Origin of the sequence: Synechococcus sp. H55.9 (genome assembly GCF_047462355.1) — a bacterium.
In the GTDB taxonomy this organism is placed as follows: domain Bacteria; phylum Cyanobacteriota; class Cyanobacteriia; order Thermostichales; family Thermostichaceae; genus Thermostichus.
The window spans coordinates 1-11,274 of record NZ_JANSJB010000088.1 but is presented as its reverse complement, the minus strand read 5'-3'; the positions used below and the strand labels follow the sequence as shown (position 1 = coordinate 11,274).

The following is an 11,274-nucleotide window of genomic DNA, read 5'->3' as shown; positions in this document are numbered from 1 at the left end:
TTGCGTTGCAGAGCCGCTCTCAACCGGGAGTAGTGGTCTCTGACCTGGTTCAACTGCTGTCCATTCCAGTGGTCTCCCTCAGAAGTATGGGCAATATCTCTCCTACCCAAGTCCACACCAATCGCCTCGGTGGTGTCTCGTGGCTCCGGTGGGTCCTGCTCCACGCCAATCTGGATGAAGTAGGAACCATCTTTGCGCTTGATGAGCGTGGCCGCTTTGGGATGAGAACCCGCAAGCATGCCGCGCTGGTAGTTACCTATATCCAGCTCAAAGCGTTCGCGTCCCTCAACGGTGGTCAGCGACACCGTCCAGTCCCTCTCCCGGAAAGAGAAGATGCGGGCATCGTAGGCCACAAAGCCAGACTTGAACGCTTTGACCGGACGATTCTTTTGCTGGGCAACCTTGCGGGCAGCGGCCAACCTTCTGCACACCTGTTGTGCCAGGTTGCTGGATAGCCCAAAGCGGGTACGAATTGCGCGGTAGCAGAGCGATTGAAGCTTGACTGGGTTGACCACCTTCTCTGGTGTGTTTTGGTTGACCCAGTTGAGTGCTTGTGCAAAAGCCGATAAGGTTGCCTCTAGCTTCACGGCTTGCGAAGCAGATACCTTGAGCTTGCAGGAGATGGTTAAAACTTGGGTCATGTTGCAATCATACGTCGTCCGCATTTCTCCCGACCCTGACCCCACGGCGGGGCTCCTGCGGTTTCTAGCTGAAGGCGGTCTTGGGGATCCCTTCCTGGGCCAGAGTTTGCAGGACGGCTTGCACCTGCTTGCGGCTACCGATCATCCCCAAGTAATGGGGGCCGGAGTGATAAATGGCCCGTAGGGTTTGGCCATCGAGGTTGTAGCTGCGGGTGAGAAGAGCAATGTAGAGCTGCGGGATCCTCTGCAGATCGGGGATAAGCTGGGCAAAGGGCTGTGGGTACAGCCGCTCGGCATCGGGAAAGCGCTGAGGGGTTACCCAGTCCGGGCGGTCGTCCTGAACCCAAATGCGAAAGCCAGCCAGATAGGCGATACAAAGATCGAAGATCAAGCCAGTCCTCTCAGAATGGCCTGATGGAAGGCAACCCGAAAAGCCTGGAACCCGTTCTCCTGCCGACCGTGATAGACGGCGTTGGTGAGCAGGGCCACCACCAGTTCTCGCTCTGGATCGATCCACAGGGAGGTTCCGGTGAAGCCGGTGTGGCCGAAGGCGCCGGGGCTGAACGGGTAGCTGCTGGCCAAGGGATCCGCAGAGCGTAAGGCAAACCCCAAGCCTCGACGTTCGCGACCGCGCTGCGGAGCATTTGGCTGAGGCAACTGCTCGCGGGTCATTTCCCGCACCGTCTGCGGCTGCAGTAGGGATCCCGTCAAAAAACTCTCTCCGAAGGCGGCCACCTCCTCTGCCGTAGCGAACAGCCCGGCATGGCCGGCGATCCCGCCCAGGCGGGCGGCATTTTCGTCGTGAACCTGCCCCTGCAAACGGCGCCTTCTCCAGGGGCACAGCTCGGTGGGCGCGCAAGGGACAGAGGCAAGGGGTGGATGGAAGGGATCCCCCGGACAAAACCGGGTTTGGCTCAGGCTCAGAGGCCGCAAGACCTGGGCGTGCAAGATCTGATCCAGGCTGGCCCCGCTCAGACGTTCCAAAGCCAGGCCCAGCAAGATCAATCCCAGATCGCTGTAGACCACACGGGATCCCGGCTTGTAGGAAAAAAAAGTGTGCAGGGCCATGTGCCGGGCCGATGCGGCGTCGGGCTGTCGAAAAAGGGGTCGCCAGGCGGGCAAGCCGGCGGTGTGGGCCAGCAACTGCCGCACCGTCACCTGCCCTGCCGGGATCAGCTCGCCTTCGATTTCCGGTTCCACAGCAATCCATTTCCCCGGCTGCAGAGGATCCTCATAGGGGGCAATGGGGCGGGATCCCTGAAACTCCGGCAACAGGAGACTGACCGGCTGATCCAACTGCAACGCTCCAGCTTCCACCAAGACCATGCAGGCGGTGGCGGTGTAGAGCTTGGTCAGGGAGGCCAGGTCAAAACAGATGGCCAAGGTTGTCGGTTGGCACCGGGTCTCAGGGTCAAGATAGCCTGCCGCCCTTGAGTAAATACACTTTCCCCGGTGGCGAATGGCCACCTGGGCAGCGGGGAAAAGGCGCGGGACGGCGGAGTTGAGCAGCTCCGTCAGCAAGGCCGGATCCCAACTCATCTGCTTCGTCTCCCCCTGGCTTGGGGATCCTCAAGCCAACAACTGGTAACGGCGTTTACAAAAGCCTACCGTTTCCCTGGCTAGGATGCCACCGTGGCTGGTTACATTGCCCAAGGGATCCCGAATGCGGCTGGAGTTGTTGCAAGCCTTTTTGAACGTGGTGGAGACGGGCAGCTTTTTGGCCGCTGCTCGCCTCAGGGGTCTGACCCAATCGGCCATCAGTCGCCAGATCCAGGCTCTGGAAGAGGCCGTGGGCGCCCCGCTGTTGCATCGCAAAAACCCGGTGGCCCCAACTGTGGCGGGAGAACGGCTTTTGCCCCATGCCCGTCGCATCTGTCAGGAATGGCAGCGGGCTCAGGAGAGCCTTCGAGAATGGCTGCAGGGCCAGCAGACCGAACTCTGCATTGCTGGGATCCATTCCCTGATTGCCCATCAACTGCCGCCCGTGCTGCAACAGTTTTGTCAAGAGCACCCAGAGGTGCAGTTGCGGGTCACGGCTCTGGGCAGCGACCGCGCCTTGAAGGTGCTCAGGGATGGGCTGGTGGATGTGGCCCTGGTCATGGACAATCCCCTGATGACGCGGGGGGCAGAACTGGTGGTGGAGCCGCTGTATTCCGAGCCGATTCAGGTGTTGATGCCCTCCACCCATCCCCTCAGCCGCTACGAGCAGATCCCCTGGAAGGCGCTGGCCGAGTATCCTCAGGCTGTCTTCAAGGATGGCTACGCCATGCGCTCCTTGGTGGGATCCCATCTGGCCCGGCAGGGGCTCCCTCTCAAAGCAGCCCTGGAACTGAACACCCTAGATGCCTTTCGGGGAGTGGTGCGACAGGGGCAGTTGATCGCTCTCCTGCCGGAGTCGGCCCTGGTGGACTGCTGCGCCGATCCGGAGTTGCAGGTGCGGCCCACCGAGCCTCCCCTGTTGAGGCGGCAGGTGGTGATGGTCACCACCAGCGATCGCTACCAGATTCCGCCCATTCGCCGGTTTTTGCAGTTGGCCGCCCAGCTCATCAGGCAGCCCGAGGTTGAGCCCGCTTCCGGCACAGATCCCCACATCCCTCAGCCATCTGCCAGGTTGTTGTCAGTATCCTGAGTAGCCCAGCCCTCCTGATCGCCGATGCTATGAGCCAAGAGTTTCGCGAGCTGTTGAAAAAAATCGGCAGCGGCACCCATACTCACCAAGATCTCAGCCGAGCCGAAGCGGCCAGCGCTGCTCGCATGCTCTTGCGGGGGGAAGCCACTCCCGCCCAGATCGGAGCTTTTTTAATTGCCCACCGCATCAAGCGCCCCACCGCCGAAGAGCTGGCCGGTATGTTGGATGCCTACGCAGAATACGGCCCTCTTCTGCCCCAACGGGATTTGCCCCATCCTTTGATTATCTTTGGCCATCCCTACGATGGCCGCTCGCGGACTGCGCCGCTGGGGGTGCTGGTGGCTTTGCTGTTGGCCGCGGCAGGGGCAGCCGTTTTGCTGCATGGCTCCGGCTTTTGTCCCACCAAGTATGGTCTACCTTTGGAGGTCGTCTGGCGCCTCTTGGGGGTCGATTGGCGGGGGCTATCCCTGGGGCAGGTGGGGCAACTGCTGGAACAAACCGGGTTGGGATTTTTGTATTTGCCCACCTGTTTTCCCCAAGCCCAGGCCCTGATGGACTACCGGGATCAAATCGGCAAACGCCCCCCCTTGGCCACCTTGGAGCTGGTCTGGGCGCCCTACCAAGGCCCCTTTCACCTGGTGGCGGGCTATGTGCACCCGCCCACCGAGGCCACGCTGCTGGAGCTGTTTGCCCTGCGGGAGATCGGGCAATTTACCACCGTCAAGGGTTTGGAAGGCAGTTGCGACCTGCCGCGAGAACGAGCAGCTATCCTGAACCAGGGCGGGCAACGGCTGCTCCTGAAGGCTCGCGATTGCCACTTGGCAGGCCCAGAGATCCCTCTTGCCGGCGAAAAAGAGCTGCAGCAGCAGATGCAGCAGGTGCTCAGCGGCGATCCTTGTCAACTCACCCCAGCCGTTCTCTGGAATGGGGGCAGCTATCTGTGGCTCCTCGGCCATTCTCCCTCTTTGCAGGAAGGGATCCAACAGGCGCAAGACCTGCTTTGCTCTGGACAGGTGATGAAGAAGCTGAAACAACTGGCCCAGTTGATCGACCGCTCCTAGGGCCGGGATCCCTTGTTTCATAAGTTCACAAACTGGATTGAGGCACCCCCAGCCCCTCTCCCTGAGGGATCCCCTCACCCCCAGCCCCTCTCCCTGAGGGAGAGGGGAGTTGGGTTGCATCACCGGTTAAATAACTCTCACTCGGCAACAAAAAGCCCCCGGCCAGCTCCAGGGGGCAAGCAACGAAAAGTTGGATCCTCTAGGGCAACAACTCCTCGATGGCCTCCTCCTTGGTGTTGGTGCGGCGGGAGAGGGTGCGGCGGTCGAAGGTCATGTGGATCTCCCGATTTTGCTCGCCGTCGGCAGCCACAGCAAAGATGGGGAAGTCGATGTTGCCATCGGGGAAAGCCATGTGGAAACGGAAGGTGCCATCGGGGTTGAGCTGGATCTTGCGCCCGGCGATGGTGACGGTGGCATCCGGCTCCGTGGCCCCGTAGACGATCAGCTCGGCATCAGCCACCAGCCAGAACTTGCGGGAGCGCCGCGGCAGGACTTCGGAAGCGCCGGAGAACAGCCCCAGGCCCGATCCGGAAGCCATCCAGGGAGCAGCAGGCACTTCGGCCATAGCCATCCCCATCATACCCACACCCGAGGGGATAATGAACGAGCTGATGGCCTGCTCCGGCACCAGTTGACGGCTGCCCATTTGGTGGCTGCCAAACAGGGATCCCGCCACCCGCATTGCCTCGAAGCCGCCCACCATATCCAGGAAGGGATCCGCCGTCGCCTCCCGCTGCGGCTCATCGCCTTTGTAGGCCACCACGCCCATGCCGGTGGCGCTGCGCTTGTAGGGCTCGGTGAGCTGGTAGAGGGTGCGGCCCTGCAGTGCCACGTCGAAGGGCACCGTCAGGAAGTGCTCTTCAAACCAGTCGGAAGGATAAACCGGGGGCACCATCACCGCTGCCGAGCGGGCCAACATCAGCCAGCGGCCATCTGCCGTCCGGTAGCCGATCTCCACCAAATAGGAGCGGTCGCTCACCGGGATCGGCAAGTACCATTCCCGCGCCAGCTCGTCGCAGGGGTACTCCTGCATGCTGTGGGCCGGTTGGCGGTCGAAATCAATATCTGTCACATCGTACAGACGCAGCGCCAACTGTTGGCCGCCCTCGCGGCGCTTGCTCTCCTTGGCTTCGTTGGGCACATCCCAATAGGCGTAGGCCCACTGGGGATCCCGCGGCAGCAGGACAATGCGGCTTTCGCCATAGCCGTCGGGCAGATCCCCCAGCCCCTTGTCTACATCGGCCAGATCCGGCTTGCTAGCTACTTGGCCGACATACTTCGTCCCGGTAACCGACTCTTGCCCGCTGGGCTCCGGCATCGCATCGGTGGGGCAGCCAGTTTTGGCTTGGGCTTCTCGAATGGCCTCGATAAGCTGGTCTTTGGTCATACGGCTGTACTTGGGGATCTGATAGCGGGCAGCTTCTTCTCGCAACTGCCGGATGGTCATTTCTTCCAACGGGATCCGCTCTGGTGGCATGGTCAGGGTCTCCTGTCTTCGACAACTCAGGCTTTGTGCAATGCTCCAGCTTCTAACCCAAAGGCCGATCCCAGCTTGTGGCTCAGTACAGCCTTGAACCTACTGGCGTGACGGCCTGCTTTGCACTCTCCAACCCCTGATGATTCCAGGTCGGGATCAACGGGGATCACAAAGAATGATGAACACATGTTTGCGTATTTTTGCCTGGCGGTCAAGAGCTTGGGGATCGCTGGGGATCAACGCCTGGCTTTCCCAGCCATCTTGAGCCAGGGATCCCGCCCCACGAGGGAAAAACATCGACCGCTGCTCTCCAGCCAAAGGGAGGACTGCGCGGGATCCCCTACCGAACCGGCCCTGCCTGGGTAGCATGGGGGAAGGGTGGGCGGCTGCAGAGCAAACCACAGGTTTTCAGGCCGTGAGGTGGGGGCATGAGGTGGTGGAAAGATAGAACTCAAGGCGCAGGGATCCGAGCGATCTTGGCAGCGCTGGGGATCCTGGTCTGGCCGGGGGAAGCTGTCGAAGCACAAACCCTGTTTCCTCCCCTTTACCGCCTGCAAGGGGGATCCCCTGCCCCAGCGGTTGAGAAACAACCCTTCCCGGAAGAAACGCCCTGGCGCCCGGTTACTCCCGACCAGGTAGAAGTAGAGTCGGCGTTTTCTAGCGAGAACACAAGCTTGGAAGGGCCGATTTTCGATTTGGACTTGTTGCGCCAGTTCGGCAGCGGGGGCGGTGGCTCGGGTTCTGGACAGGGAGAAGTGATCGGGCCTGGCGGGGGGCGCGGCTCCAGCCCTGGCTCGGGGGTGGGCACAGGCCAGGGGCCAGGGGGGGGAGCTGGCCTCGAAGCAGGATCCCAGCGGCAAACCCCGCAGGTAACAGGGCTGATCGTGGATGCCCGCGGCCTGGATTTTCTCCCTAGCCAATCGATGCGCCTTTTGGATCCCGACGGCAACCCAGTTTACCCGCCCCTCAACCTTGGCCAGGATCTCAATGCTGCCTTTGTGGGCAGCGAGGGCACTGCCGCCTATACCACCTCAGAAGAGCAGGCCCGCTCGCTGGTCAACCGCATTGGGGAACGGCCCCACCGCATCCGCGCCACCCGCACCCTAGGCTACGACCTGGTGATCTCCGCCGAAGACGCCTTCAACCTGCGCCAGATGAACGCCAGCAATGGCTTTCTGGATCGCTTTGCCGTGGTGGTCATCTGGGATGGCAGCCAGGCCAGCCGGCCCTGAAGTCTGGCCCAGGGATCCCGGCGCTGGCCTCGAAGGGGATCTGGGGATGTTAGCCTAGCAAACGTGCTCCGCGCCGCCGACGCAAACGGCTTTTTCTGGGGATCCCAACCCTATGCAACGGTTTGCCAACCAACCTCTGCGGGAACGGCCTCATCTAGCGGTATTTTCTTCCAGCAAGGTGGGCAACTTCGTGGTCACCGTCCCCCTCCTGCGTGGCCTCAAGGAAAAATACCCCGGCTGTGTGCTGGATTTTTTCGGCAGCGAGATTACGCGCGACTTTGAGCTTCACTGTCCCTATATCGACTTCAGCTTCCCCCTCTACAGCCGCCGCCCCGATTACCTCGAGGCCCTAACAGCAGCAGTGCGGGATCGTGTGGCCCAGGCCGGGCCTTATGATCTGGCCATCAATTGCGACGAGTTCAGCGAGCTCAACCTGGTGGCGGTGACGGCCCTGCGACCCCAGTACATTGCCGGGGCCGGCCTGACCTTGGATTTTCGCCGCAAGCTGGATCCCGGCCCCGACCCGGTGCAGCGCATGCTCCAGGACGACGACTGGAACAGCCTGGAGTTCTTGCAGCGCTACAAAGATATTCTCACCAGCAACTACATTGCCGAGATCTTCTGCCGCCTGGCTTATGTGGAAACAGATTTTTTCCGCCTGGAGCTGCCCAGCCGGGATCCCGATTTTCCCGTGCCGGAAGTCCTGGTGCACATCACCACCACCCGCCGCGCCAAGATGTGGCCCTTGGAGCACTGGCGCCAGGTGATCCAGTGGTGCCGGGGGCAGGGCCTGCAGGTGGGGCTAATCGGCAGTGCCCCGGAGCTGCAGCGATCCCTCTACCACGGCGGCGGCGAAGATGAGCTGCTGGCGCAAACGGGGATGATCGACCTGCGGGGCAAAACCAGCTTGATCGAATTGGCCGGGGCCCTGAAGCGGGCGCGGGTCTGTATCTCCGTGGACGCGGGGCCGATGCACATTGCGGCGGCCGTGGGCTGCCCCACCATTGCCCTGTTTGGCAACGATGCCGATGGCGATGGAGCTAGCCCGGTGCGGCTGTGGGCACCTCGCCTGCCCCACGTTTACGTTACCCAAACTTCCTATAAATGCCGGGTCTGCGTGGAAAACAAGTTCAAAAACGAAGCCTGCCTGGTGGAGGGCCACCCCTGCATGGCCCACCTCCGGCCAGAAACAGTCATCGGCTACCTGCAGGAGATTCTAAAGAAGACCTAGGACTTCCAGCCGATCTCTTCCCTCACCCCCATCCCCTCTCCCTTTGGGAGAGGGGAGCTACAGAGCGAGGGGACAACTGTTGTTCATGGCTATTCGAGATGGCCATAGCTCCCAGGGATCCCTGTCTTTTTCCCTGCTGACCAGGGGGGTGGCAGAGAGTGCCCAGGAGCGCAGGTCGGATCCCTGACAGTCCGCTTAGGCTGAGAGTTCGAGGCTGAAAACTCTGTGCCTAAACCGTTTGGGTGTGAGCTGTAACGTTGAGAACGCGCAAGTGGGGCGGTTTGCAGAGTGGGGCCAAATGAGAGCCTGGCAAGGGGTTGCCCTGAAGCTGCTGGCCACCTTTTGCTTTGCCTGTTTGGGGGCGATCATCCGGCTCAACACGCCCGCCCTGCACCCTTTTGAAATTGTGTTCTTGCGCAACCTATTTGGGTTACTTGCCCTGGTGCCACTGCTTTTGCGAGCAGGGATCCACTCTCTGCGCACCGCCAAGATGGGCTTCTACCTCCTGCGCTCGGCAATCAGCACCTTGGGGATGCTGCTTTCCTTCTGGGCAGCCAGCCTGTTGCCTTTGGCGGAAGCAACGGCGCTGAGCTTTGTCCAGCTTTTGTTTGCCAGCCTCATGGCGGTCTGGGTGTTGGGCGAACAGATGCGCCCCTCCCGCTGGCTGGGATTGGGCCTGGCGTTTGCCGGGGCCTTGGTGATGCTAAGGCCGGGCTTTCGGGAGCTCTCTTTAGGGACAGGGCTAGCTTTGGCGGCGGCAGCCCTCTTTGCCTGGGTAACCATTGTGCTCAAGATCCTCGCCCGCACCGAGTCCAGCCTCACGATCACCGCCTACATGGGCCTGTTGCAGACTCCCCTTTCCTTCTTGGCTGCTGTTTGGGTTTGGAGCTGGCCTTCGCCGGAGCAGTGGCTGTGGATGGCGACAATGGGGCTGCTGGGCAGCCTGGGCCAGGTGGCCCTCACCCAAGCCTACAAGCTGGCCGAGGTGACCATGCTGCTGCCTCTTGATTTTTTCCGCCTCCTCTGGGCTAGCCTGATCGGGTTCTGGGTGTTTGCCGAGATCCCGGATGGGTGGACTTGGATGGGCGGAGCCTTGGTCTTGGCAGGCGCCACCTCTGGGGCCTACAGGGAAGCCCGGCTGCAGAGGGCCCAAACCCCGGCCTGGACTGGCAAAGTTGGAAAGCGGGAAGATCTCTAGGCCAGCCTAGAGCCGCGGCAGAACGGGACTGGAGCTGGTCAAGTCGGTGGTGGTGAGGGCCACCAGCAGGGCTTCCGGGCTGACGGGGAAGGGCAGATGGTGAATATCGGATCCCGGCTGGCAGGCCACTTGGGCAGCCTGCAGCAGCTCAGCGGATCCCAGGTGATCCAGGTGGAGATCCCGCAAGTTGAGGGGCAGCCCCACCTGGCGGTAGAACTCCAGCAGCTGGGTGCGGGCGGCCAGCGCCAACTGGCTTCCCTGCAGGATCTCCTCTAGGCGGAGCTGGGCCAAGATGCCAAAGGCCACTTTCTCGCCGTGCAGGGTGGCCCGGTGCCCCAACAGATGGGTAAGGCCGTTGTGGACAGCATGGGCGGCCACGGTGCGACACTTGGCCCCTCCCATGCCGCCGACGATCCCCGCTAGGCAAATGCAGGCGTCCACCACCTGCCTCCAAGCAGTCCCACCTGGCTCCCGCAGGGCCGCCACCGATTTTTGCAAGAGCAAATCCCGTAAGACGCGGGCCTGCTGCACAGCGCCGATCACCAGGGCATCTTCTGAACTGCCGCTGCTCACAGAAGACTCGTACCACTTGGCCAAGGCATCTCCGATCCCGGCCACCAGGGTGCGTGCTGGCGCTTGCAGAATCAAGTCATAGTCCAGGATCAAAGCGGCAGGTGCCTGCTCCAAGGCCACATCCCGCTGAAAAGCTCCGGCCTCCGAGTAGATGTTGGACAGGGCGCTCCAGGCGGCACAGGTGGCAGCAGAGGTGGGCACCGTCGCCACCGGGATCCCCAACCGATGGGCCACCAACTTGGCCGTATCCAACGCCTTGCCGCCCCCCACCCCCAAAATGCCGGTTACGGATTCTGCTGTGGCCAGAGCCTGGAGACGAGCCAGCTCCGATTCGCTGCAATCGACGCCATAGGTGCTCCAGTAGACCTGAACGGCGGGATCCCGCTCCAGATTGCGCTTCAGGGGCAGTTCAGCCACAGCTAGCGATCGCTCCCCCCCGATCACCAACACGCGGGATCCCAGGATCGTCAGAGGTACGGCCTCGAGGATGCCGCTGCCGCGGTACAGCCGGCCTGGGGCCGGAATGGCCAGATCCCATTTGCAAGAAGAGGCGCTCAGCATTGCCAGAAAGGGGAGAGAAATCAGCTCAGTGTTTGTGAATACAGAACATGATCTTAGCGGCAAATCCTAGAGGTCTGGCTCGCCGCAGGGCTATAGTTAGGGCTAAGTTAGCGTCAACCTTCTCTGGCGCTCACCCAGCAGGGCAACGGTGCCGTTTAGCAACAAGGGATCATGAACCCGACGACCCAGCATCAGCTCATACTCAAAATTGTGGCCGGCTCCGCTTGGGCCGATGGGCATTTGGAACCCCAGGAACTGGCCTACTTGGGATCCCTGCTGCGCCGCTATGGTTTGGAGCACGATACCGAGCTGCGAGAACTGATCCAAAAGCCCATCCCGATGGAACAAACCGAGCGCTGGATGGCCGATTATCTTGCTCAGGCCAGTGAAACCGAGCGCTTACAACTTTTGGGAGCAATTGGCAACCTGATGATGGCTGACGACACAGTCTCTCCAGAAGAGCACACCCTCTTGGATGACTACCACACCCTCATGGCAGGGATCCCACCTCGTCCAGAATCGGCGCCCAATCTGGTGAAGGGTGTGGGGCAATTTTTCCGCCGCGTGGCCAAGGCTGTGAGGGGAGAGGCTTCCTAACACATTTTGACCACACCATCTGGGGAGCGGCGCAGGGAAAAGTTTGATTAACGTAAGGTGCGGAATTCCCCACC

The 11,274-nt window shown here is 61.5% G+C and carries 11 protein-coding genes and 1 pseudogene; 6 read left to right on the top strand and 6 right to left on the bottom strand.

From position 1 onward, the window contains the following. From NW857_RS10700 to NW857_RS10690, 3 genes and pseudogenes are all read right to left on the bottom strand, one after another. Positions 1 to 641 (bottom strand): annotated as a pseudogene (locus tag NW857_RS10700) (RNA-guided endonuclease TnpB family protein); the annotation flags it as partial. A gap of 64 nt (positions 642 to 705) precedes the next feature. Next, entirely contained in the window at positions 706 to 1,032 is a 327-nt protein-coding gene (locus tag NW857_RS10695; protein ID WP_414338368.1) for an XdhC family protein, read from the bottom strand. Further along, positions 1,029 to 2,180, bottom strand: a complete 1,152-nt coding sequence (locus NW857_RS10690) for a serine hydrolase domain-containing protein (RefSeq protein WP_414336081.1) — start codon at positions 2,178 to 2,180, stop codon at positions 1,029 to 1,031. Before NW857_RS10690 ends, NW857_RS10695 begins: the two co-directional genes overlap by 4 nt. A 124-nt stretch (positions 2,181 to 2,304) precedes the next feature. Between NW857_RS10690 and NW857_RS10685 the strand changes: the two genes are divergently transcribed. After that, positions 2,305 to 3,270, top strand: coding sequence for a LysR family transcriptional regulator (locus tag NW857_RS10685; RefSeq protein WP_414336079.1), 966 nt, complete (start codon positions 2,305 to 2,307; stop codon positions 3,268 to 3,270). A gap of 29 nt (positions 3,271 to 3,299) precedes the next feature. Next, entirely contained in the window at positions 3,300 to 4,331 is a 1,032-nt protein-coding gene (locus NW857_RS10680; protein WP_414336078.1) for an anthranilate phosphoribosyltransferase family protein, read from the top strand. A 199-nt stretch (positions 4,332 to 4,530) separates the two neighbouring features. Here the strand turns inward: NW857_RS10680 and NW857_RS10675 are convergent, their stop codons facing one another. Together NW857_RS10675 and NW857_RS10670 are read right to left on the bottom strand one after the other, a co-directional pair. Next, a complete protein-coding gene (locus NW857_RS10675) occupies positions 4,531 to 5,808 on the bottom strand; it encodes a DUF4912 domain-containing protein (RefSeq protein WP_414336173.1) in 1,278 nt (425 codons plus the stop codon). A 156-nt stretch (positions 5,809 to 5,964) separates the two neighbouring features. Next, a complete protein-coding gene (locus tag NW857_RS10670) occupies positions 5,965 to 6,105 on the bottom strand; it encodes a hypothetical protein (protein WP_414338361.1) in 141 nt (46 codons plus the stop codon). Positions 6,106 to 6,236: 131 nt separating this feature from the next. Here NW857_RS10670 and NW857_RS10665 point away from each other — a divergent pair, with 131 nt between their 5' ends. The 3 genes from NW857_RS10665 to NW857_RS10655 all read left to right on the top strand — a co-directional run bounded on the left by NW857_RS10665 (position 6,237) and on the right by NW857_RS10655 (position 9,469). Beyond that, entirely contained in the window at positions 6,237 to 7,040 is an 804-nt protein-coding gene (locus NW857_RS10665; RefSeq protein ID WP_414368906.1) for a hypothetical protein, read from the top strand. Positions 7,041 to 7,152: 112 nt separating this feature from the next. Beyond that, entirely contained in the window at positions 7,153 to 8,271 is a 1,119-nt protein-coding gene (locus NW857_RS10660; protein ID WP_414368904.1) for a glycosyltransferase family 9 protein, read from the top strand. A 298-nt stretch (positions 8,272 to 8,569) separates the two neighbouring features. Next, the gene (locus NW857_RS10655; RefSeq protein ID WP_414336121.1) at positions 8,570 to 9,469 is read left to right on the top strand and encodes a DMT family transporter; all 900 of its coding nucleotides are present in this window, start codon (positions 8,570 to 8,572) and stop codon (positions 9,467 to 9,469) included. A gap of 6 nt (positions 9,470 to 9,475) precedes the next feature. On the opposite strand, the gene NW857_RS10650 is transcribed toward NW857_RS10655, so the two are convergent. Then, a complete protein-coding gene (locus tag NW857_RS10650; RefSeq protein WP_414368902.1) occupies positions 9,476 to 10,603 on the bottom strand; it encodes an iron-containing alcohol dehydrogenase family protein in 1,128 nt (375 codons plus the stop codon). A gap of 171 nt (positions 10,604 to 10,774) precedes the next feature. Here NW857_RS10650 and NW857_RS10645 point away from each other — a divergent pair, with 171 nt between their 5' ends. Beyond that, positions 10,775 to 11,200 (top strand): TerB family tellurite resistance protein, encoded by a 426-nt coding sequence (locus tag NW857_RS10645; protein ID WP_414336125.1) that lies wholly within the window; start codon positions 10,775 to 10,777, stop codon positions 11,198 to 11,200. The last annotated feature ends 74 nt before the right edge of the window (positions 11,201 to 11,274 follow it).